Below are 22516 nucleotides of genomic sequence, written 5' to 3'. Positions count from 1 at the left end.
TTTGTCGTACAGAACCTCCCGTACCCGTTTCCTGGACCTGACCGTCCCCGCGACCCTTGAAAAAAATTCCCCTCGAAATTCTGGGCCTGTCCTCCTCGCAGTCGCAGTCCGGCTCCTTCGCCCTCATCCTGGGCGAGAAGCACGGCAACCGGCGCCTGCCGATTATCATCGGCATGTTTGAGGCCCAGAGCATCGCCATCCAGATTGAAAAAATCAGCCCCAACCGGCCCCTCACCCACGACTTGTTCAAGGCCTTTGCCGAGCACGTGCACGTGGCCATCCTGGAAGTTGTTATCTCCGACCTTAAAGAAGGCGTTTTCTACTCGCGCATCGTATGCTCCGACGGCGCCACCACGTTTGAGATTGACGCCCGGCCTTCCGATGCCATTGCCATCGGCCTGCGCTTCGGCGTGCCTATCTTCACGGTAGAAAGCGTACTCAGCGAAGCCGGCATCATTCTCTCGGACCTCGACGAGGCTAGCGAGGAGGAGGAAGACGAGGAAGACCACGACGAGGACGAGGACGACAACGAAGGTGAAACCGCCCGGCCGGCGGCCAAAGCACCCGAGGCGCGCGAGCCTAGCGGGCAGGTATCGCTCGATGAGCTGACCAAGATGCTGGCGCAGGCGCTGGAAAAAGAAGACTACGAAAAGGCCGCTAAAATTCGAGACGAGCTGAACAAACGCAACGGTTAGTTCGCCCCGTTATCTCCGAAGTCCCGGCCGAGTTATCGGCTGGGACTTTTTCTTAATTCCTTTCTGTAAGAAGCTATAATCTATGTCGTTATCCGTATCGCAACGTGGGCAGGAAATGCCCGTTTCGCCGTTTCGCAAGCTAGCCCCCTTTGCCGAGGCGGCCAAGCAGCGGGGCCGCCACGTGTATCATCTCAATATTGGCCAGCCCGATATTCCGACGCCACCAAGCGCGGTAGAAGCCCTGCGGCAAGCCGATTTGCGGGTGCTGGCCTACAGCCACGGCGCTGGCACCGACAGCTACCGCCGGAAGCTAGCCGAGTATTACCACCGGGCGGGCATTGCGGTGAAGATGGAGGAGATACTGGTGACAACGGCCGGCAGCGAGGCCATTCTATTTGCCCTGCTCACTTGCCTCAACCCCGGCGATGAGCTGGTGGTGCCCGAGCCGTTTTACGGCACTTACACGGCCTTTGCCATTGCGGCCGGCGTGAAGATTGTGACGGTTACGGCTAGCATTGAAAACGGCTTTGCCCTGCCCCCGCTGGCTGATTTTGAGCAGGTTATTACGCCGCGCACCAAGGCCATTCTGCTCTGCAACCCGAGCAACCCCACCGGCCACGTGTACACCCGCGCCGAGCTAGAAGACCTGCTTGGCCTGTGCCAGCGGCACCAGTTATACCTGCTATCAGATGAGGCCTACCGCGAGTATTGCTACGATGGTGCCCGATCCACCAGCGCCCTTAACCTAGCCGGCGGCGAAGAATACGTGGTGGTGCTTGACACAATTTCGAAGCGCTACAGTGCGTGCGGCGCGCGGGTGGGCTCGCTCGTGACGCGCAACAAGGCCGTATTTGACGCCGCCTTCCACTTTGCCCAGATGCGCATTAGCCCGCCCGGCCTGGGCATGCTGCTGGGCGAAGCGGCCGTAGCCTTGCCCGAAAGCTATTTCGACGAAAACCGGACCGAGTACCAGGCGCGCCGCGACCTGACAGTGCGGCGCCTGCAAGCCATGCCGGGCGTGCAGTGCCCGGTGCCCGGCGGCGCCTTCTACGTGATGGCCCACTTACCAGTGGATGATGCCGAGCGCTTTGGCGAGTGGCTGCTGACTGATTTTGCCTATGAAAATCAGACGCTCATGCTCTCGCCAGCCAACGGCTTTTACCAGACGCCCGGCCTGGGCCGCCAGCAGGTGCGGCTAGCCTACATTCTCAATCTGCACGACCTTGACGCCGCCCTTACCTGCCTCGAGCAGGCCCTGCTAGCGTACCCCGGCCGCACGCTGCAACCAGCAGCCGCCCGCGAAACGGCCAGCGCCTTTTCTTAAGTAATTCTTAAGCAACAGGTAAGCGCGCCGTTACGTCTGTAATGCTTCACGCCACCCTTCTTTATGCAACCTGCCACCGCGCCCCTCGCCACCGCCACCCACGACTACTCCGTGCCGATGCGCATCTGGCACTGGGCCAATGCCGCGCTGGTATCGGGCCAGCTGCTGACTATTCTGTTTCAGCAGGTTATCGTGAATGCTCGGGGGGCAGTGCCCGAATTTCAGGCCGCGCTCGCCAAGAGCGGTGGCAGACTGACCCAGCAGCAGGCCGGCGCAGTGGCCCACGTTATCAGCGAAAAAATCTGGACCTGGCACATCTGGATTGGGATAGTGCTCGCCACCTTTTGGCTATTTTGGACGGTGATGCAGGCGCTTGACCCGGCTGGCCGGCGCTTTGGCGCGCGGCTGATGGCCGCAGCCCGGCGCTACCGGCTAGCAGCCCCAGCCGAGCACGCCGATGCTCGCCACGTGCTGCTGGCCAAGCTCACGTATGCCGCCTTTTATCTGTTTATCACGATTATGGTCGTTACGGGTCTGGCCCTGACCTTCGCCGATGACGTACCGTTTTTGCACGGCATTGAGCACCCGGTTAAAGAAGTTCATAACGTAACGATGTACTTGATTATTGGCTACATCATATTGCACGTAGTGGGCGTGGTGTGGGCTGATATTCAGGATGACCACGGCCTGATATCGCGCATGGTGAGCGGCGAAGACCCGCGCAAGCCCGATAATGTATAACAAACAGTTGTTAGCAGCCGGGGCAGCGGGGTAACTTTGTAGAACCAGCTTCTACCCTTCCCACCCATGCTCAAAACAAAAAAATCGGTCAAGCGCGAGCTGATTCTGGCCGAAGCCGCCAAGCTCTTCAAAGACCGGGGCTACGGCGGCACCTCGATGCGCGACCTGGCCGGGCAGGTAGGCATGGAAGCCGCGAGCATGTACAACCACATTAAGTCGAAAGACGAGCTGCTGGATACCATCTGCTTTCGCGTTTCGGATACTTACATCTCACAGCTACGGGAAATAGAGCAGACGGCTAGCCCATATAGTGATAAAATAAAGGCGCTGGTACGCCTGCACATCCGGCTTATGGTGGAGGACGGCGCGGCCGTATCGGTGGCCAACCACGACTGGAAATACCTGCCCGAGCCGCGCCTCACCGAGTTTAAGCAAGCCCGCAAAACCTACGAAAAAGGCTTTGCGGCGCTTATCGAAGCCGGTATTGCGGCGGGTGAGTTTCGGCCCGTCAATGCCTCGGTAGCCCTGTTTACGGTGCTGTCGGCGGTGCGCTGGGTCGAACTGTGGTACCGGCCGGGCCGCGGCCTCACCGCGCAGGAATTAGAAAACAACATCATCACGGTGTTGCTAGGCGGTCTGGAGCAGCAGTAGCGGGTAGCGACCAAAGCGGATGGCCAGCACTTCCGCGGCCCGGCTCCTTCCTATGCGCCGGCTGCAAGCTGCGCTATCAGTATACTAGCAGCGTTGTAATGGGCAGGAGCAACCCGCAGTTTGTAGGCTCCTTCCTATCCGCCGGCCCCGGTCAGGTGCCTAGCCGACCTGAATACGCTGGGTATCTGCAGCTTTCGCCCACCAGATGCCTAGCGCTTTTTGCGGATTAAACTCTGGTGAAACTCTCATCGTCCGGCCCGCCGGCCTGGCTAGCCCTGGCCGGCGGGCCGCCACACCAGCCCACACGCCACGCCGCCCCCGCTTCCTATTGGAGCGATGCGGCCCCAAAGGGGTGCTACGAGGCAAACGGGAGAACGAACCTGTGCACTGACCCCGCAGCTGCGCTAATCGTAACGCAGCAATCATGTTGAGGTAACTGCCGCGCCGGTGCTTTGCAGTGCTTTAATACAGCACCTACCAAGCACCACTAGCACGTATGAAAAACGGGTACTTTTCCTTCTTATTCTGGCGGGCTACGGCGGGCCTGCCGCGGCGGGCTGTGCTGCCGCTGCTGACGCTGACGCCCGCCCTGGCCCTGGCCCAGCAAACCATCAAGGGCACCGTGACGGACGAGAAGAATGCGGCGCTGCCCGGCGTAACGGTGCGCCTTAAGGACGGCAGCAATGCCGTGGGCACCGGCCCCGACGGCACGTACAGCATCCGCACCACCGGGCCGGCCGATGTGCTGGTATTTTCCTTTGTGGGCACAGTGAGCCAGGAAATTATTGCTGGCACCCAAACGACCCTCAACGTGACGCTGCGGCCCGATGCCCAGCAACTGAAGGACGTGGTGGTGATTGGCTACGGCACCCAGAGCCGGCAGGATGTGGTGGGGGCCGTCACGTCCATCAAGGCCGAGCAGTTTAACCCCGGCGTGCTCACTACCCCCGCCGAGCTGCTGCAAGGCAAGGTGGCGGGCCTCAACATCACCAAGAGCGGCGACCCCAACCAGCGGCCCTCGGTGGTGCTGCGCGGGCCGAGCACCATCCGCACCCTGAACGGCGGCATCACGGAGCCGTTTTACGTGATTGACGGGGTGCCGGGCGCGAGCATCGACCTGCTGGCCCCCGACGATATTGCCAGCATCGACGTGCTGAAAGATGCCTCGGCCACGGCCATCTATGGCACGCGGGCGGCCAATGGGGTTATTATCGTGACCACCAAGCGGGCCAAGCCGGGCCAGACCCGCCTCACCTACAGCGGCTACGGGGCCGTGGCGAAGGTGTCGAAGCGCATCGACATGCTGAGTGGCGACGAGCTGCGCCAGTACCTGGCCACCAACAACGCCCGGCCGCTCACCAAGCCCACCGACGACGACGGCTCGAACACCAACTGGCAGGACCTGATTGAGCGCACCAGCTACGCCACCAACCACAACGTGTCGTTTACCGGCTCGGCCAATGCCACCGACTACGGGGCTAGCGCCAACTACCTGAAAAACAACGGCACGCTGATAAATACCTCGCTAGAGCGCCTCATTACCCGCGGGTTTATCAACCAGCGTTTCTTCAACAACCACCTGCGCCTGGGGGCCAACATCATCAACAGCACCACCACCCAGAACGACATTCCGCAGTCCTACGTGCTGCCGGGCATGCTGTTTTACCTGCCCACGGTGGGCCCCTTCAACCCCGACGGCACCTACAAGGAAAACTACACCCGCACCGGCAGCGGCCCGCTCAACCCGCTCTCGCTGGCCAACAACAACAGCTACGTGACTAACGACAGCAAGACGCTGCTCAACGGCATCGTGCAGGTCGACATTATTACGGGCCTGAAGCTGACGCTGAGCGGCTCGACCCAGCGCGCCCAAACCAACTACAGCAGCTACCTGAATAGCCAGTCGGGCCTGGCCGTGAACCTGGGCGGGGTAGCCCGCCGCGCCGAGTACCAGACCACCAACGACGTGCTGGAGGCCTACGCCAACTACGACAAAACGCTGGGCCTGCACAGCTTTCAGCTGCTGGGCGGCTACTCGTACCAGCAGGACCGCACCAACGACGGCTTCGGCATCACAACCCAGAACTTTGCCAATGATGCGCTGGGGTCCAACAACTTATTTCTATCCAACCCCTCGTCGCTAGCCCAGATTGCCTTCGACAACAACCCGATTTCGACCCTGCGCCTGCTCTCGCAGTATGGCCGCGTGCAGTACCAGTACGCCGACCGCTACCTGGCGCAGGTGTCGCTGCGGCGCGATGGCTCGTCGGCCTTCGGTGTGAACAACCGCTACGGCTACTTCCCCACGGCGGCCGTGGGCTGGCGCATTATCGGCGAGGACTTTATGCGCCGCTACGGGGCCGTGAGCGACCTTAAGCTGCGGGCCGGCTACGGGGTATCGGGCAACAGCCAGGGCTTCGACGCCTTCTCGGCCATCCTCATTTATGGCACGCCGCCCGGCAGCAGCAAGTATCTGAACAACGGCACCATCTCGAACGTGGTGAACGCGGTGCGCAACGAAAACCCCGACCTGAAGTGGGAAAGCACCGCCACCTACAACGTGGGCCTGGATTTTGGCTTCCTCAAAAACCGCATTACGGGCTCGGTAGACTACTACGTGAAGAAAACCAGCGACCTGATTGACGACGTGCTGCCGGTGTCGAGCACCGAGTTTCAGTACACCACCTACACCGCCAACGTGGGCAGCATGACTAACCGCGGCGTGGAGGTGGCCCTGAGCGTGGTGCCGGTGCAGACGGCCGCCTTCACGTGGCGCTCGTCGCTCAATTTTTCGCACAACTACAACAACATCGACAATCTCTCGACTGACCGCTTCACGATTCCCTACATCCAGACGGCGCAGCTTGGGGGCAAGGGCCAGAGCGGCAACTACAGCCAGATTGTGCAGCCCGGCTCGCCGCTGGGCACCTTTAAGCTGTGGCACTACCTGGGCAAAAACGACCAAGGCGTGAGCACCTACCAAAAGGCCGACGGCACCGTCACTGCCACCCAGCCCCTGACCACCGACATGCAGCTGGCCGGCAGTGCCCAGCCTACCCTTATCTACGGCTGGGCCAACACCTTTAGCTTCAAGGGCTTCGACCTGAGTTTTCTAATGCGCGGGGTGCTGGGCAATAAAATCCTGAACGCTACCCTAGCCGGCCTCAACAACCCGGCCGACGCGCGCCTGCAAAACATCCCGCGCTTCACGCTGGGCGAGTCGCCCACCGACATCAACGCCTACCTCATCTCCGACCGCTTTCTGGAGAGCGGCTCGTACCTGCGCCTCGACAACGCCACCCTGGGCTACACCCTGCGCCCCGGCACCGAGTACGTGAAGGCCATCCGGCTCTACGTGACGGGCAGCAACCTGTTTGTGCTGACCAAATACCGCGGTATTGACCCCGAAATCAATATCGGCGGTCTCACGCCGGGCATTGATAACAACAGCTTCTACCCCAAAACCCGCACGTTCACGCTGGGCCTCACGGCTTCGTTTTAAGCACAGCAACTTATCAGTGGGCGGTCATGCTTCGACAGGCTCAGCATAACCGCCTTTTGGTGTAGTGCTTCGCAAATTTAATTTTATGAAAAGCAAAGCTATTCTCCTTACTCTGAGCATACTGGCCGGGGGTGCTTACTCCTGCAAAAAGCTGGATGTGCCGGTCGAGTCGCAGTTCGTAGCCGGCAACTTTCCCAAAACTCTGTCGGACTACAACGCTTCGCTGGGGGCCATCTACTCCAACCTCTCGTCGCAGTTTGCGGTGCCCTACTGGCGCATGCAGACGCTGAGCACCGACGAGGCCATTTTGCCGGCCCGCGACGGCAACTTCGACGACGGCGGGCAGTACCGGCAGCTGCACTACCACACCTGGACGCCCGACCATCCCAACGTGCTCACCATCTGGCAGTGGGCCTACGGCGGCATCACCACCTGCAACCGCCTGCTCAACATCACCAACTCGTTTGGCTTTTCGGATGCCGAGAAGGCCAACCGCCTGGCCGAAATCCGGGCCATGCGGGCGCTCTACTATTTCTTTCTGCTCGATTTGTACGGCAACGTGCCCCTCGTGACCGACTACCCTGTTACGGGTTCGCCGGCCACGCAGCCCCGCGCCAGCGTGTACAAGTTTATCGAGAGCGAGCTGCTGGCCCTCACGCCCAAGCTGCCGGCCAAGAGCAGCAACGCGGCCACCAACACCCAGCAGTACGGCCGCCCCACCAAGGGGCTGGTGTACGCGCTGCTGGCCAAGCTCTACCTCAACTCGGAGGTGTACGGCGGGGCGGCCCGCTACCCCGACGTGGTGCGCATGGCCGACAGCGTGCAGGCCAACCCCAACTATAGCCTCGACGCCCGCTACCGCGACATTTTCCTGCCCAACAACGGGCCGCAGATTAAGGAAACCATCTTCGCCATTCCCTACGACCAGCAGATTCCGGGCAACCAGTTCACGCGCTTCGGCTTTTTCTATTACCTGGTTAATGCCTATGGCTTCAACGTGGGCCTGAGCATTGCCATGAGCACCACGCCCGAGTTTTACGCCCGCTTTAACCTGCCCGGCGACTTTCGCACCACTACCTGGCTAGCGGGCCCGCAGTTTGTGCCCGATGGCAACGGCGGCTTCACCAGCACGCCGGTGTACTACCCCAACACCACTACCCAAATTAACATTAACCCGGTGCTGACGCTGGTGCCGCCCAAGCCCATGGACCTGGGCAACACCATCGCCACCCAGTCGGAGGGCGTGCGCTCCATCAAGTACTATCCCGACCCTACTATCATTCAGGCTACCCGCCTCAACGGCAACGACGTGCCTGTGCTGCGCCTGGCCGACGTGCTGCTGATGAAGGCTGAGGCCATTTTGCGCGGGGCTAGCGCCACTACTGTGGGCAGCGAGCTGCAAACGCCGCTGGTGCTCGTCAACAAAATCAGGGCCCGTGCCGGGGCGCAGCTGGCCACCAGCATCACCCTGGATGGGATGCTCGACGAGCGTGCCCGCGAGCTGAGCTGGGAAGCCTGGCGCCGCAACGACCTCATCCGCTTCGGCCAGTTTGAAACCGAGTACCCGCTGCCCAACGACGTGCTCAAGATGGACAAAAGCACTTTCCGCCGCCTCTACCCCGTGCCCACCATCGAGCTGCGCCTGAACTCGGCCCTGCAGCAGAATACCGGGTACTAGCGGCGCGCTGGTTCCACCTTCTTTTCTCACGAGAAAGCCATGAAAATACTATTGCAACTATCCGCGCTGGCGGGCATCCTGGTGCTGGCCGCGTTTACTAAGCCCGCCGCGCCGCTGCGCCTGAACCAGATTCAGGTCATCGGCTCGCACAACAGCTACAAGCAGGCCATCGACCCCAAGCTGTTTAAGGTGTTGCAAAAAGCCGATTCGGCCAGCATGAGCAAGATTGACTACGAGCACGTGTCGCTCAGCGAGCAGCTCACCAAGGGCCTGCTGGCCCTGGAAATCGACGTGTACGCGGATACCCAGGGCGGTAAATACGCCCACCCCAAGGGCCTGGACCTGGCTCCCGGCCAGGCACCCTACGACGAGGCCGGCCTGATGAAGCAGCCAGGCTTCAAGGTCTTTCACATTCAGGACCTCGACTACCGCAGCAACGCGCTCACCTTTAAGCTGGCCTTGCAGGAGCTGAAAAAGTGGTCGCTGGCCCACCCCACGCACCACCCGGTGTTCATCACCATGAATGCTAAGTCGGAGGCCCTGCCCCGGCCGGGCCTCACGGTGCCCGAGCCCTTTACAACGGCGGTATTTGACGCGCTGGACAAGGAAATTCTGGACAACCTGGGCGCTGACCAGCTCATTACCCCCGACCAGGTGCGCGGCGCCTACCCCACCTTAGAAGCCGCGGTGCTGCACCGTAACTGGCCCACCCTGGCGGCGGCGCAGGGCAAGTTCGTGTTCGTGCTCGATGAGCTGGGTGAGAAGCGGGCGACCTACATCCAGGGCCATCCCTCGCTGAAGGGCCGGGTGCTGTTTGCCGACGCCGAGCCCGGCACACCCGAGGCCGCCATCCATATCATGAACAACGCCAAGAAAGACCTGGCCGCTATCAGAAGCTTGGTAGAGAAGGGCTACATCATCCGCACCCGCGCCGACAGCGATACCCAGGAAGCGCGCCGCAACGACCCCAGCAGCTTCGCAGCGGCCCAGCAGTCGGGCGCCCAGATTATCAGCACCGACTACTACCTGCCCAGCACGCACTTCCGGTCGCCCTACGTAGTCAGCTTCGCGGGGGGTACCTACTTTCGGCCCAACCCGGTAAATGCGGGCGCGTCGGCTTCGGCCGCCGTCAAATAGCCTGGTGAGCGCGCGGATTAAAACGTGGCAGCAGCGGGCCGGCTGGTGGTCTTTGCTGGGGCTGCTCGCACTAGCAGTTCCGGTGGCGGCCCAGGCCCCAGTGGAGGTAGTGCGGCAGGGCCACGTGCCGGCCGATAGCTTGTACCGGCTGTTCTACGTGCCCATTGAGGTGCCGGCGGGCACGGCCGAAATTCGGGTGCGGGAAGACTACGACCACGCGGGCGGCGGCGTGCTCAACATGGGCATCTACGACCCGGCGGGCTATCAACCGGGTACCCTAGCGGGCTTCCGGGGGTGGTCGGGCGGGGCCAAAACGGCCTTTTTTATCAACGGCCAGGCCGCTTCCACGGGCTACGTGCCAGGTCCCGTGGAGGCCGGCACCTGGCGCGTGCTGCTTTACCCCTCCACCATTGCCCCGGCCGGTATCGACTGGAAGCTGACCGTAACGCTGGTGCCGGGTGCGGCGGGGCCGGCGTTTCGGCCCACGCCCGCGCCGGCCGTGGCCAACACCCGGCCGGGCTGGTACCAGGGCGACCTGCACCTGCACACACTGCACTCGGATGGCCGGCGCACCCCGCAGGAGCTGACCGACGAAGCCGTGGCCCAGGGTCTGGATTTTCTCGTCTCGACCGAGCACAACACCAACAGCGCCAACCTAAGTTGGGGAGCTTACGCCCGGCCCAACCTGCTGCTTATCAACGGTGAGGAAGTGACCACCACGGCCTTCGGGCACTGGAATGCGCTGGGCCTAGACTATACAACCCTGATTGACTGGCGCTACGCGCCGCGCGACAGCAGCATTGCCCGCTACGTGGCCCAGGTGCACGCCGTGGGCGGCCTAGCCATCATCAACCACCCTTTCTTTCCCGACACCATCAACCGCTTCCGGTTTGGGGTGCGGCATTTCGACGGCATCGAAGTGTGGAATGGCCGCTGGGATGCCCGCAACGAGCACGCCCTGGCCTGGTGGGATGCCCTGCTGCGCCAGGGCCACTCGCTGCTGGCCGTGGCGGCTAGCGACACCCACACTGCTGCCCCATCACCCAACCAGCTCGGCCGGCCCCGCACGGTGGTACGGGCCGGCAGTTTGTCGCGAGCGGGTATCATGCAGGGTTTGCGCCGGGGTAGGGCCTACCTGGTGGCCGACCGGTCCATCGGGCTAACCTTGACCGCGCGGGCCGGCTCCCACACGGCGGGTATCGGCGATACGCTAGCGGTGGCAGCTGGGCACGCCGTGCGGGTAGTCCTGGAGCTGCGCGGCGCCGCGGCCGGCACGGTCACGCTGCACGGCGAAGGCGGCGTACTGGCCCGCGGGCCGGTGGCGGCCAGCGGCCCCACGGCGCTGCACTGGCAGCTGCCAGCAGCCGGCTTACCCCGGTATCTGCGAGCAGAGGTACGCACCCCAGCAGGCGCCATGCTGGCGCTAACCAACCCGATTTGGGTGCTACCCGCGCCGCGTTGAGGCCCCATTTTGCAGGTCGATAGAAGTTGTTTTGTTATGCGTTTTGCTAAAATATGGCTGCTACTTGGTGGCCTGCTTGCCCACCTGGGCCCGGCCGCAGGGCAGGGCTACAGCCAGTACGTAGACCCGCTCATTGGCTCGGAGGGGCTGGGGCGGGTGTTTATCGGCCCCACCGCGCCCTTTGGAATGGTGAAGCCCGGCCCCGACTGCACCAGCAACCCCAACAGCGGCTGGCTGCCCGAGCCCACCCCCGTCACGGGCTTTGCCCAGGTGCACGTGAGCGGCACCGGCGGCGGCCCCAAGTACGGCAACATCCTGCTGATGCCCTTCAGCGGGCCGCTGGCGCTGGGCGACAAGTCGGCGCACCGCCAGGCCGAGCGCGTGGCGCTGGGCTATTATCGCGCCCAGTTCGCGCAGCCGCATATTCAGGTGGAGATTACGGCCTCGCCCAAGGTGAGCTTCTACCGCCTGGCTTACCCCCCCGGCCAACCCAAGGCGCTGCAGCTCGATGCTGGCTTCTTCCTAGGCGAGCAGCCGGAGCCCGACGCCCGTGAGGCCCAGCAGTTTGTGGGCTCGGAAATTGAAATCGTGTCCGATACCGAAGTGCGGGGCTACAGCCGCATCCGGGGCGGCTGGAACAACGGGCGGGCCTACACCGTGTACTTCACGGCCGTGTTTGACCAGCCGGTGGCCGAGTTTGCTACCTGGAAGGGCGGGCGGCTGCAACCCGGCCAGCGCCTGCAAGCCGACTCGGGTGAGAAAACCGGGGCCTTACTGCGCTTTCAAAACAGCGCCGGCGACTCGTTGAAGGTGAAGGTGGGCATCTCGTTTTTGAGCGCGGCCCGGGCCAGCGACAACGTGCGGGCCGAGCTGCCGGGCTGGAACTTTGCCCAGGCGCTGGGCCAGCTGCGCGCCCGCTGGAACGACCTGCTGGGCCGCGCCGAGCTAAGTGCCGACGCGCCCCTCGACCAGAAGAAGCTGTTCTATACCGGCCTCTATCACACGATGCTCATGCCCGTGGACCGCACCGGCGAGAACCCGCTCTGGAACGGCCCGGCACCATATTACGACGATTTTTACGCCATCTGGGACACGTTCCGGACGTCCAACCCGCTCATTACCCTGCTGGCGCCGGAGCGCGAAACGGCCATCGTCAACGCGCTGCTCAACATTTATCAGCACGACGGCTACCTGCCCGAGGCGCGCAGCGGCAACGCCAACGGCCGCACCCAGGGCGGCTCCAACGCCGAGGTGCTCATCGCCGATGCCTTCGTCAAAAAACTGCCCGGCATCGACTACCGCCTGGGCCTGGCCGCCATGCTAAAGGACGCCACCGTGCCGCCCGGCGGCAATGAGGAGCAGGAGGGCCGCGGCGGCCTACCCGCCTACCAGCGCCTGGGCTACCTGCCCTACGGCGTGCCCCGCGCTGGCAACCGCACCCTCGACTACGCCTACGACGACTACTGCATTGCAGTGGTAGCCAAGGGCCTTGGCCAGCAGCCAGTCTACGAGCAGTACCGTCGCCTAGCCAATAACTGGCAAAACCTGTGGCGCGCCGACTACCGCAGTCACGGGGCCACGGGCTTCATTATGCCTCGCGACGCGGCCGGCAAGTGGCTCGATACCATTGCCTACGGCACGTCCAACATCCAGCACCCCACCTTCGTGTACACGCCGCTCATGCGCGAGTATCCGTGGTACGTGTGCCACTGGTGCGGCTTTTTCTACGAGGCCACGTCCTGGGAATACTCGCTGAGCGTGCCGCACCAGGTGCCGGCGCTCATTGCCAAGTCGGGGGGCAGGGCGGCCTTCCGGGCCCGGCTCGACACGCTGTTTGCGCGGAAATACTACAACGTGGCCAACGAGCCGTCGTTCCTCACCCCCAGCCTCTACCACTGGCTGGGGCGGCCCGATTTGAGTAGCCAGCGCATTCGTCAGATTATTGCCCAGAGCTTCAGCCCCACGCCCACCGGCCTGCCTGGCAACGACGACTCGGGGGCCATGTCGTCGTGGCTGGCCTTCCAGATGATGGGCCTTTATCCCAACGCTGGCCAGCCCTACTACCTGCTCAACGCCCCGCTGGTGCGGCAAACCACCCTGCACCTGACCGGCGGTAAGGACTTCAAAATCACCGCCCATAACCTCTCGCCTACCAACTGCTACGTGCGGTCGGCCCGCCTCAACGGCCGGCCCTTGCGCCAGGCCTGGCTAGCCCACCAAGAGCTGGTGCGCGGCGGCGAGCTGGTGCTGGAAATGGCCGCCCAGCCCGGCGACTGGGGCACCCAAATCTTACCCCCCGCCGCCGACTAGCCTGCGCTCCAATGATGAAAAAGCTCCTGTTCCTGCTGCTGCCTTTACTACTGGCCCGGCCGGCGGCGGCCCAGCTGCTGCAGCCCGCCGTGGGCGCCGGCACCACTTTTCGCTATGAGTTTGACCTGCACGGCCAGCACGCGGCCTTCGAGCTGGCCATTGCCGGCGCTACCGACACGCTGCGCCTGACCTGGCGCATTCGGGGGCTGGCGGGCGGGGCTTACGCCGTGTCGCCCACGGCCTGGCAGCGGGCCAATAAGCTGAATTTTGCCCAGCCTACCCCCGGCCGCACCGTGCGCCTGCCCGATGACCAGACGTTTATGCTGCTCTCCAAAAGTGCCTTCGCGGCGCTGGTGGCCCGGCAGCGCTACGAATACGACCACACCGTGTATGAGCTGCGCGCCGACCTTGCTACCGCCCCGCTGCTGCTGGCCGGGCGGCCGCTCGACGTGCTGCACGTGGTGGCCCAGGGCGACCCCACCGAGCTGTGGATTCTCAATAACCCCGACTTCCCCGTCATTTGCCAGGCGCGGCACAATCCGTTGGGTATTGACTTTGTGCTGACCGGGATAAAATAGCAAACAGAACATAAAGCCAGCTGTATCTTCTCAAGCGTCATCGCCGGCCGGACCGCTGAGGGCGGCGGGAAGACGCCGGCCCCTGGCGGCAACCCGGATGAGGTGGTTAGGCGCATCGGCGGGACCATTGTCGATGGCCTCGAAACCGGGGGCCAAAGCGCACGTGCATCGCCTGGAAAAAAGCAAAAAGCCCCTAGGTATTACACCAGGGGCTTTTTTGGCAGAGAGGATGGGATTCGAACCCACGATAACCTTTTGGGCTATACACACTTTCCAGGCGTGCTCCTTCGACCACTCGGACACCTCTCTGAATGGGGCTGTAAAGATAGGCCGAAAAGCCTGCATTGCCGCGCCAAAAACGTGGCGCGACCGGTTTTTGTATGCGCTACGGAGTGATTTCACCGCGCAAATCCTGGCTCAGCAGCTGGCGCGTGGCGGCTTCGGGCAGGCCCAGGCCCAGCACAAACATGAGCTTGGTAATGGCGGCCTCGGTGGTAATATCGTCGCCGCCAATCACGCCCAGGCTGCTGAGGCGGGCGCTGGTTTCGTAGTGGCCCTGCACCACGCGGCCTTCTTCGCACTGGCTCACGTTGAGGATAACTACGCCGCGCTGCTGCGCCCGCCCCAGGCTAGCCAGAAACCACGGCGCCGTGGGCGCGTTGCCCGAGCCATAGGTTTCGAGCACGCAGCCCCGCAGGCCGGGCACCCCTAGCACGGCCTCTACCACGGCCTCGGTAATGCCCGGAAACAGCCGCAGCACCGCCACTTTTTCTTCGAGCCGGGTGTGCACCCTGAGTCGGCCCGCAGGCAGCAAGCGAATATCATTATCACTGAAAGTCAGGCTAATACCCGCGCGGGCTAGCGGCGGGTAGTTCTCGCTTTTGAAAGCCGCAAATTGCTGGCTCTCAACTTTTTTGGCCCGCGTGCCCCGGATGAGGATGTCGTTGAAGAATACGCCCACCTCGGGCAGGCGCGCGGCGTGGGCTAGGGGGTGGCGGGCGGCGGCTATCTCCAGGGCCGTGAGCAGGTTGCGCGTGGCGTCGGAGCGCGGGCGGCCCACCGGCACCTGCGCTCCGGTAAAGACCACCGGCTTGCCCAGGTGTTCGAGCAAAAAGCTGAGGGCCGCCGCCGAATAGGCCATCGTATCGGTGCCGTGCAGCACCACAAAGCCATCGAAATCGGCGTAGTGCTGGCCGATGAGCTGGGCTAGCCGCAGCCAGTCGGCGGGCGTCACATTGCTGCTATCGATGAGCTGCGGCAGCGTGAGCAACTCCAGCCGGTAGGGCAGCTGGCGCAGCTCGGGCATTTTGCGGTCGAGCTTACCAAAGTGCATGGGCACCAGCTCCCGGTTGCGGTTCACCGCCATGCCTACCGTGCCACCGGTGTACAGAATGAGCAAGCGCGGCGCGTCCGGGTCGGTGGCGGCGGCAGTGGGCAGAGTCAGTAGAGGCAGGTCGGGGAGCATGAGGCCGGGCACTAGTTCGCGCAGGTTTTCCAGGAGTTAAAACGCGGATTTTAATTGGCTAGCCGGAATAGCTCCCGGGCGTTGCGCGTGGTGGCTTCGGCCACGGCTTCGGGCGTTTGGCCCAGCAGTGAAGCTACGCGGTGCAGCACCAGCGGCAGGTAGGCGGGCTCGTTGCGCTTGCCACGGTAGGGCACGGGAGCCAGGTAAGGGCAGTCGGTTTCGAGCACGAGGTGCGCCACGTCGAGGTGCGGCAGCACCTTATCGAGGCCGCCATTCTTAAACGTGGCCACGCCGCCGATGCCCAATTTGAAACCGCCCAGGGCAATGATGCGCTCGGCCTCGGCCAGCCCGTCAGAGAAGCAGTGAAACACGCCGCGCAAGGTGCCGTCCTGGGCTTCGGCCACCAGGGCAAAGGCTTCTTCAAAGGCGCTGCGGGTGTGCAGCACGATGGGCAGGTCGTACTGCTTGGCGAGGGCTAGCTGCCTGCGCAAGGCTTCCTGCTGCTGCGGCAGGTAGGTTTTATCCCAGTAGAGGTCGATGCCGCACTCGCCCACCGCCACAAACGGGCGCCGGCCCAGCCAGTCGGCCACAAGCTGCAACTCCGGCTCGAAATTGGGACCGACCGAGCACGGGTGCAGGCCCATCATAGCGTGGCAGGTGGCGGGGGCCGCGGCCTCCAGCTCCAGCATGGCGTCGATGGTTGAGCGGTCGACGTTGGGCAGCAAAATAGTTTCGACGCCGGCCGCCACGGCCCGGTGCAGCGCCTCGGCCTGGTCGGGCCGGAACTGCTCGGAATAGAGGTGGGCGTGGGTTTCTATCAATTTCATAATCAATTATTTATTACTAAAGCAAGGCCATGCTCAGCCGCAGGTAGGGTATCGTACCCTTGTAAAAAACTTCGCCTTCGGGCGCCAGTCCGAAGCGCTGGTAGAAGGGCAGCGTGTTTTGCCGGGCATCGCACCACAGCGCGCGAGCCCCCTGCTGCCGCGCCACCTCGATAACACGCCGCAGCAGGGCCGTGCCCACGCCCCTCCCCTGCCAGGCCGGGTCGGTGGCAAACTTGCGGAAGCGCGCCTCGCCATCGGGCGCTACGAACAGCGAAATTACCGCCACCAACTCGCCCTCCACGAACGCGCCGAAGTGCTGCCCGGCGGCATCTTCGGGCAGCTGCACGTAGGCCAGCGGCTTGTCGGGCCAGAGCACGGTGTGGCGCAGGGCATACGTCTGGGCCGGCTTGATGGGCTGAATAATAACTCCTAGTTGCTTGCTGGTCATGGCTTTATGTATTACACTGAATCAATTATACTGGCGGCCTTTCCATTCTACCCCGCGCCGGCCGAGCAGGCGGGTCAGCGTCAGATGCGTGGTAAGGGCTAGCGAATAGCTTTCAAACAGCGGCAGCAGCCACCAGGCGGGGCGCGGCAGCCCAGCGCGGCGGCTGGCGGCCAGGGCCAGGGCATAGTGGCCGGCGATTTTCAGCGCGAGCGCGCCCAGCGCCCAGCCCAGGTGCCCCACCAGCGCCAGGCCCAGCACCGCCAGCCAGTAACCGCTAAAAAAAACCAGGCCGGCCTGCACGTGCCCAGGCAGGGCGGCCACGCCGCGCAGCCAGCGCAGCCGCTGCTGCACGAGGGCCCGCCAGGAGGCAGCGGGCAGCGAAGTGGCGCGCACAGCTGGCTCAAACAACTGCCGGAAACCGAAACCCCGCGCATTGACGGCCTCGAACAAAGCAAAATCTTCGGTGACGGAGAAAGGCAGCGCCTCGTAGCCGCCGGTGGCCTGGTAGGCGGCGCGCGTGATGAGCATGTTATTACCCATCGCGGTCATGGGCTGGCCGGCTTCGGTGCCGACCTGAATAAGGGCCAGGGACAGCAGCCAGTCGAGGCGCTGCAAGCGGGCTAGCCAGCCAGCGCCTGCTACCACCGTGAGGCCCGTGACGGTGCCCACGCCGGGGGCGGCGTGCCGCAGCATGGCCACCACCCAGGTGGGCGGCACGGCAATGTCGGCGTCGGTAATCAGCAGGTAATCAGCCTGCGCGGCGCGCGCCAGGTGAGCGAGCACGTTGGCTTTGCCGCGCGCCCGGCCCAGATTATTCCGGATGGTCAGGACTTTGTGCGGCCCGGCGAAGCTAGCCAGGGCGGCTTCGGCCACGGCGCGGGTGCGGTCGGTGCTGGCATCGTCGCCGATTAGGATTTCCAGCAAGTCGGCGGGGTAGTCGAGCGCACACAGGCTAGCCAGGCAGCGGGGCAGCGCGGCCTCCTCATTGCGGGCGGCCACCAAAATGCTCACGCGCGGCTGGGGCGTGGGCAGCGCCACCGGCACCGCCGCGCCGCGCCGGCCGGCCAGCCGCCAAGTGGCGGTGGCCATTACCAACAGCCAGAGTGCGCAGTAGCTCAGAAGAAATATCAGCAAGGAAAAACGAGTAGCGAAGCCGCAAAAGTACCCGCTGGCCGCGGGGCGCTACAACGCGGCAAACTCGTAGCCCAGCTCGCTGTAGTGCGCCAGCAGGCGCGGCAGCAAAAAGCGCAGCGAGCGACTAGCTTTGCGCGAGTCGTGCAGCACCACAATGTCGCCGGGCCGGGTGGCAGCCAGCGTCAGGCCCAGGGCGCGCTCGGGCGCCAGGCCGGGGTCGTAGTCGCGGGTGAGCAACGACCACATAATGACGCGATACTGCACGCGCAGCTGCCGCAATACCGGCCAGGTGAGCCGGCCGTAGGGCGGGCGGAAGAGCGGGAAAGTTGGAGTGGGAAATTGAGAATGAAAAGTTGAGGCTGCGTAACTGCCGGGTACTAAGTCCTCACTCTTTCTTATCCATTCTAAGTTTCGTTCGCACTCGGCCACGCCGGCCAGGTAGTCAGCGCGCGGAGTATTCCAGGCGCTACGGTGGTGCTGGGTGTGGTTGCCGAGGCGGTGGCCGGCGGCCAGCGCGGCGCGGGCAATGTCGGGGTGGCGGGCCAGGTTGTCGCCCACGCAAAAAAACGTAGCGGGCGCCTGGTAAGCAGCCAGCTGCGCCAGCACCCAGGGCGTTTCTTCCGGAATGGGGCCGTCGTCAAAGGTCAGGTAGAGGCGCGGCCGGCCGGCGGGGCTAGCCGGCACCCCGCGCCACTCGCTACCCGGAAACACGGGGCGCAGCCAGGCGAGCGGACGAGTAAGCGGATGGGGCAGCAACAAAATGAAACCGAAACGGCTGGGCGTGGGTACTATAGGAGACTCGGGCGGGCTTTCGCCCACAAACTTACCCTAGCTTTTTTTATGCCTCGCAAGTCCTTTTCCGAACTTATCAACAGCCCCGGCATGCCGGTATTAGTTGACTTTTACGCCGACTGGTGCGGCCCCTGCAAGACAATGGCGCCCATCTTGCAGCAGGTGGCGGCCCAGCACGAGGGCAAGTTGCGCGTCATCAAGATAGACGTAGATAAAAATCAGGCGGTGGCCCAGCAGTTTCGGGTGCAGAGCATTCCCACGCTCATTCTGTTTCATAAAGGCCAGCCGGTGTGGCGGCAGGCGGGCGTGGTGCCGGCTAGCCAGCTCGCGCAGGCCGTGGGCGCTTACGTCTGATAAATAACAGATAACCTCCGGCAGAAAACTAAACCCGGCAGGGCGGCGTTGGCGGAACGCTGCCCCGTGGCGCCGTAATTTGCAGGTATGCTCCGAGTTTTCCGTCCGTACAGGTTTTTTATCTTTTTTATCTTTTGCGACACGCTATCGAACCTGGGCTGGGCGCAGACGCTGCACATTTTTAGCGGCGTAGTGCGCGGCAGCGATGGCACGGTGCTGCCGGGCGCCTCGGTAGCGGTGCCGGCCTTGGGCCTGGGCACGGCCACCGAGGCCGATGGCAAGTTTAGCCTGAGCCTGCCCGAAGGGCCGCAGCAGGTAGTAGTATCGTTTGTGGGCTATACCGCGCAAACCCTTGCCGTCAATCTGCATCGTAATCAGCAACACAGCTTTACCCTAGCGTCGTCTACCGCCGAGCTGAGCGAGGTAGTGGTGCAGGGCCAGCAAACGCTGAAGCAGAAGCTGCAATCAACCCAGATGGGCATCGAGCACCTCACCATCCGCGAGGCCAAACTGTTGCCGGCACTGTTTGGGGAGGTTGATATTTTAAAAACCTTGCAGCTCAAGCCCGGCGTGCAGAGCGGCGGCGAGGGCAGCAGCGGTCTGTTTGTGCGCGGCGGCTCGGCCGACCAGAACCTGGTATTGGTGGATAACGTGCTGGTGTACAATCCTAATCACCTGTTTGGGCTGTTTTCAGTATTCAACCCCGATGCGGTGCAGAGCGTCGATTTGTATAAAGCGGGCTTTCCGGCGCAGTTTGGCGGCCGGCTCTCTTCGGTGGTTGATGTGAAGCTGCGCGAGGGCGACCGCGAAAAGTTTGTCACCAGCGGCGGCATCGGGCTCATCTCGTCGCGCCTCAGCTTCGAAGGTCCGATTCAGCAGGGCAAAGGCTCGTTTATCGTGAGTGGGCGGCGCACGTATTTCGACATCTTTACCCGCGCCCTCAACCGGGCCAATGCGCACAAAGAAGATTACTCGCCCATTCCGGATTACTATTTCTACGACTTCAACGCCAAAGCCAATTATACGCTCGGCGAGAAAGACCAGCTGTTTTTTACGGGCTACCTGGGACGCGACGTTTTTGGTTTTACCTCGCCCAACGGCTTTCAGGCCAGTTTTAACTGGGGCAATACGCTGGGCGCGCTGCGCTGGCAGCACGTGCTTTCGCCAAAGCTGACGATGAATACGACCGCTGCGGTAACCTCCTACAAATACAATTTGGGCAACAGCATCGACCAGTTTTCTTTCAACCTGGGCTCGACTATTCTGGACTACAACCTGCGCACCGATTTAGATTACGTGCCCAACGACCGGCACACCGTCAAATTGGGCGCGATGCTTATTTACCACAATTTCGGGGTGGGCCGCTTGCAGCGCAGCTCGCAGGACAACAGCGTGAATTTTGGGGCCGACGTGAGCTACACCGGCCAGGAAGGCGCCGTGTATGTAACTGATAATATCAAGGTTAGCGACAAGCTGCAAGCCGAGCTAGGGCTGCGGGCCACGGGTTTTCAGAGCAGCCCCAACCACTTTGGTGGCTTGGAGCCGCGCGCCTCGGCCCGCTACTCGCTCACCGATAATATTGCGCTCAAGGGCAGCTACGCCTTCATGTACCAGTATGTGCACTTGGTGTCGAACTCGGGTGCTTCGCTGCCTACCGACATCTGGTATCCGTCGCGGCTGTCGGTGAAGCCCGAACGCTCGCAGCAGGTGAGCACCGGGGCTAGCTTTTTGCTGGGCGGTGGCAAGTTTCTGCTTACCGACGAGGTATACTACAAGTGGGCCAGCAACCAGATTGATTTCAAGGACGGCGCCCAGATTTTTGCGAATAACGACCTCGATTCACAGTTCCTCTTCGGGCGCGGCTGGGCCTACGGCAACGAGCTGTACCTGGAAAAGAAAACCGGCAAAACTACCGGCTGGATTGGCTACACCCTAGCCTGGACCAAGCGCAATTTTCCGCCGCAGCTCGGCACCACGGGCATCAATAACGGCCAGGATTTTTACCCGAACTACGACCGGCGGCACAATATCAACATTGTGGTGCTGCACGAGCTAAATACGCGCATCTCGCTCACCGCCAGCTTTGTGTACACGAGTGGTGCGCCGACTACGCTGCCCTTCGGCCGCTTTGCCTTGCAGGATATTTACCAGGGTGGTATTCAAGCTGTGCCGGTGTATCCCGACCGCAATTCGTACCGCATGATTCCTTATCACCGCCTCGACCTGGGCCTGGTGTATAAGCTGCAGCCCTCGCGCATCGGAGGGCAGCGCGACCTCACTTTTAGCATCTATAATGCTTACAACCGGCGCAATGCCTATTTTATTTATTTCGAGCAAACCCGCGATAAGGCGACGGATAAGGTAACCGGCTACCGGGCGCAGCAGGTGTCATTGTTTCCATTTATTCCCTCGGTAACATACAATTTTAAGTTTTAACCGCTTATTCAAATGTACTCAGCGGATTAAATAGGTACGCCCGCTAAAGCGGGCTGACTTTTTAGTTTTTCCTTTAGTAGTTATGGCTTCAGCAGTTTATTGGTCGGGAAAGAACTTATTGAGAACAGCACTGCTTGGGCTGCTAGCCAGCTGTGGCAAGCTGCAAAACGACGCCAACGTAGTGCTGCCAGCTTATACCAATCAACTGGTGGCTGAATGCTACCTGGAAAATGGCATAATCCCCCGACTAACCATTACTGAATCAGTTCCTTACCTTGACAATGGACAGGCAGTAGCGGCGGGTTCCCAGCTACTGACGCTACCCAACGGCCAGATTATCCAGCTGCCGACCGACGTCACCGTATCGCTGAAGCTGCCTAGCGGGCAGAACATGCCGCTACGTTTTAGCCCCGGCATCGACGTAATTACGGGTAAGTACTATACGCACATTGGCACGGTGCCCATTGTGGCAAAGGCTGGCCAGCAGTTTGGCCTCGACGCGCAGGATAGACGCGGACGGCACGTTACGGGCACGGCCATCGTGCCCGCACTGATTCCGATTGATTCGATAAAGTACAAATTTAATAACCTGACCGGCAGCAATAAGAAGGCGTATTTTCAGACTTCCTGGACCGACCCCGGCGCTACCATCGACTTCTACCGCCTGATGCTGCACAAGGGCAAGCCGGCCAACAATTCGGAAACCGACAACGATATCCGCGATAAGTATTTCAACGGGAAGGCCTATTCGCAGGTCACCACGTATCGCTTTCTGCCCAACGATACCGTCACGGCAACCTTGTACCACGTTGATACCTTGTATTTTGACTTCCGGCAGTCGGTGCGCAACGCCCGTAGCGCCAACGGCAACCCGTTTGCGCAGCCCTCAGCCATTCACAGCACGGTGCAAGGCGGCATCGGAGTATTCTCAGTGCTGGTGAGCGACCAGCGCACGGTTATTTTAAAATAAAAACCAGTCCTA

Annotated in this window: 18 protein-coding genes and 1 tRNA gene; 13 read left to right on the top strand and 6 right to left on the bottom strand. The window is 62.3% G+C overall.

The window, feature by feature from the left end:
- Positions 1 to 56 precede the first annotated feature (56 nt).
- The 10 genes from GKZ68_RS04320 (at position 57) to GKZ68_RS04275 (ending at position 14078) form a co-directional block, all read left to right on the top strand.
- Positions 57 to 695 (top strand): bifunctional nuclease family protein, encoded by a 639-nt coding sequence (locus tag GKZ68_RS04320; RefSeq protein ID WP_173111067.1) that lies wholly within the window; start codon positions 57 to 59, stop codon positions 693 to 695.
- Positions 696 to 777: 82 nt separating this feature from the next.
- Entirely contained in the window at positions 778 to 2019 is a 1242-nt protein-coding gene (locus GKZ68_RS04315) for a pyridoxal phosphate-dependent aminotransferase (RefSeq protein WP_173111064.1), read from the top strand.
- Positions 2020 to 2082: 63 nt separating this feature from the next.
- Complete coding sequence (locus GKZ68_RS04310) at positions 2083 to 2760, top strand: cytochrome b/b6 domain-containing protein (RefSeq protein ID WP_173111061.1); 678 nt, start codon at positions 2083 to 2085, stop codon at positions 2758 to 2760.
- Positions 2761 to 2826: 66 nt separating this feature from the next.
- Entirely contained in the window at positions 2827 to 3411 is a 585-nt protein-coding gene (locus tag GKZ68_RS04305) for a TetR/AcrR family transcriptional regulator (RefSeq protein WP_173111058.1), read from the top strand.
- Positions 3412 to 3907: 496 nt separating this feature from the next.
- On the top strand, positions 3908 to 6913 hold the full coding sequence (locus GKZ68_RS04300) for a SusC/RagA family TonB-linked outer membrane protein (protein WP_173111055.1): 3006 nt from the start codon (positions 3908 to 3910) through the stop codon (positions 6911 to 6913).
- An 85-nt stretch (positions 6914 to 6998) separates the two neighbouring features.
- A complete protein-coding gene (locus tag GKZ68_RS04295; protein WP_173111052.1) occupies positions 6999 to 8591 on the top strand; it encodes a RagB/SusD family nutrient uptake outer membrane protein in 1593 nt (530 codons plus the stop codon).
- Positions 8592 to 8630: 39 nt separating this feature from the next.
- Positions 8631 to 9728, top strand: coding sequence for a phosphatidylinositol-specific phospholipase C1-like protein (locus GKZ68_RS04290; protein WP_173111049.1), 1098 nt, complete (start codon positions 8631 to 8633; stop codon positions 9726 to 9728).
- Positions 9729 to 9732: 4 nt separating this feature from the next.
- Entirely contained in the window at positions 9733 to 11190 is a 1458-nt protein-coding gene (locus tag GKZ68_RS04285; protein WP_173111046.1) for a CehA/McbA family metallohydrolase, read from the top strand.
- A 36-nt stretch (positions 11191 to 11226) separates the two neighbouring features.
- Complete coding sequence (locus tag GKZ68_RS04280; RefSeq protein WP_173111043.1) at positions 11227 to 13500, top strand: GH92 family glycosyl hydrolase; 2274 nt, start codon at positions 11227 to 11229, stop codon at positions 13498 to 13500.
- An 11-nt stretch (positions 13501 to 13511) separates the two neighbouring features.
- Positions 13512 to 14078, top strand: a complete 567-nt coding sequence (locus tag GKZ68_RS04275) for a hypothetical protein (protein WP_173111040.1) — start codon at positions 13512 to 13514, stop codon at positions 14076 to 14078.
- Between the two features lie 218 nt (positions 14079 to 14296).
- Here the strand turns inward: GKZ68_RS04275 and GKZ68_RS04270 are convergent.
- From GKZ68_RS04270 to GKZ68_RS04245, 6 genes are all read right to left on the bottom strand, one after another.
- Positions 14297 to 14387: transfer RNA gene (locus tag GKZ68_RS04270), tRNA-Ser, on the bottom strand.
- A 76-nt stretch (positions 14388 to 14463) separates the two neighbouring features.
- Positions 14464 to 15543, bottom strand: a complete 1080-nt coding sequence (locus GKZ68_RS04265) for an asparaginase (RefSeq protein ID WP_173111037.1) — start codon at positions 15541 to 15543, stop codon at positions 14464 to 14466.
- Positions 15544 to 15593: 50 nt separating this feature from the next.
- A complete protein-coding gene (locus GKZ68_RS04260) occupies positions 15594 to 16370 on the bottom strand; it encodes a TatD family hydrolase (RefSeq protein WP_217275308.1) in 777 nt (258 codons plus the stop codon).
- Between the two features lie 16 nt (positions 16371 to 16386).
- Entirely contained in the window at positions 16387 to 16818 is a 432-nt protein-coding gene (locus GKZ68_RS04255) for a GNAT family N-acetyltransferase (protein ID WP_173111034.1), read from the bottom strand.
- 21 nt (positions 16819 to 16839) lie between these two features.
- The gene (locus GKZ68_RS04250; RefSeq protein WP_173111031.1) at positions 16840 to 17952 is read right to left on the bottom strand and encodes a glycosyltransferase; all 1113 of its coding nucleotides are present in this window, start codon (positions 17950 to 17952) and stop codon (positions 16840 to 16842) included.
- 48 nt (positions 17953 to 18000) lie between these two features.
- On the bottom strand, positions 18001 to 18711 hold the full coding sequence (locus GKZ68_RS04245; RefSeq protein ID WP_254244159.1) for a polysaccharide deacetylase family protein: 711 nt from the start codon (positions 18709 to 18711) through the stop codon (positions 18001 to 18003).
- A gap of 81 nt (positions 18712 to 18792) precedes the next feature.
- Here GKZ68_RS04245 and trxA point away from each other — a divergent pair, with 81 nt between their 5' ends.
- The 3 genes from trxA (at position 18793) to GKZ68_RS04230 (ending at position 22504) form a co-directional block, all read left to right on the top strand.
- Positions 18793 to 19098, top strand: a complete 306-nt coding sequence (gene trxA, locus GKZ68_RS04240; protein ID WP_173111028.1) for a thioredoxin — start codon at positions 18793 to 18795, stop codon at positions 19096 to 19098.
- A gap of 87 nt (positions 19099 to 19185) precedes the next feature.
- Positions 19186 to 21534: a TonB-dependent receptor gene (locus GKZ68_RS04235; protein WP_173111025.1), complete on the top strand. Its 2349-nt coding sequence runs from the start codon at positions 19186 to 19188 to the stop codon at positions 21532 to 21534.
- 82 nt (positions 21535 to 21616) lie between these two features.
- Positions 21617 to 22504 carry a DUF4249 domain-containing protein gene (locus tag GKZ68_RS04230; RefSeq protein ID WP_173111022.1) on the top strand — a complete coding sequence of 296 codons (888 nt, stop codon included), beginning with the start codon at positions 21617 to 21619 and terminating at the stop codon, positions 22502 to 22504.
- The last annotated feature ends 12 nt before the right edge of the window (positions 22505 to 22516 follow it).

The organism is Hymenobacter sp. BRD128 (assembly GCF_013256625.1).
In the GTDB taxonomy this organism is placed as follows: domain Bacteria; phylum Bacteroidota; class Bacteroidia; order Cytophagales; family Hymenobacteraceae; genus Hymenobacter.
Note: the sequence above shows the minus strand (reverse complement) of the source record. Positions and strands in the feature narration are given on the sequence as shown.

Bases quoted from the DNA above. Each gene is read 5' to 3' on its own strand.
- GKZ68_RS04315 (WP_173111064.1), top strand. From the start codon at position 778: ATGTCGTTATCCGTATCGCAACGTGGGCAGGAAATGCCCGTTTCGCCG.
- GKZ68_RS04310 (WP_173111061.1), top strand. From the start codon at position 2,083: ATGCAACCTGCCACCGCGCCCCTCGCCACCGCCACCCACGACTACTCC.
- GKZ68_RS04305 (WP_173111058.1), top strand. From the start codon at position 2,827: ATGCTCAAAACAAAAAAATCGGTCAAGCGCGAGCTGATTCTGGCCGAA.
- GKZ68_RS04300 (WP_173111055.1), top strand. From the start codon at position 3,908: ATGAAAAACGGGTACTTTTCCTTCTTATTCTGGCGGGCTACGGCGGGC.
- GKZ68_RS04295 (WP_173111052.1), top strand. From the start codon at position 6,999: ATGAAAAGCAAAGCTATTCTCCTTACTCTGAGCATACTGGCCGGGGGT.
- GKZ68_RS04290 (WP_173111049.1), top strand. From the start codon at position 8,631: ATGAAAATACTATTGCAACTATCCGCGCTGGCGGGCATCCTGGTGCTG.
- GKZ68_RS04280 (WP_173111043.1), top strand. From the start codon at position 11,227: ATGCGTTTTGCTAAAATATGGCTGCTACTTGGTGGCCTGCTTGCCCAC.
- GKZ68_RS04275 (WP_173111040.1), top strand. From the start codon at position 13,512: ATGATGAAAAAGCTCCTGTTCCTGCTGCTGCCTTTACTACTGGCCCGG.
- GKZ68_RS04265 (WP_173111037.1), bottom strand. From the start codon at position 15,543: ATGCTCCCCGACCTGCCTCTACTGACTCTGCCCACTGCCGCCGCCACC.
- GKZ68_RS04260 (WP_217275308.1), bottom strand. From the start codon at position 16,370: ATGAAATTGATAGAAACCCACGCCCACCTCTATTCCGAGCAGTTCCGG.
- GKZ68_RS04255 (WP_173111034.1), bottom strand. From the start codon at position 16,818: ATGACCAGCAAGCAACTAGGAGTTATTATTCAGCCCATCAAGCCGGCC.
- trxA (WP_173111028.1), top strand. From the start codon at position 18,793: ATGCCTCGCAAGTCCTTTTCCGAACTTATCAACAGCCCCGGCATGCCG.
- GKZ68_RS04235 (WP_173111025.1), top strand. From the start codon at position 19,186: ATGCTCCGAGTTTTCCGTCCGTACAGGTTTTTTATCTTTTTTATCTTT.
- GKZ68_RS04230 (WP_173111022.1), top strand. From the start codon at position 21,617: ATGGCTTCAGCAGTTTATTGGTCGGGAAAGAACTTATTGAGAACAGCA.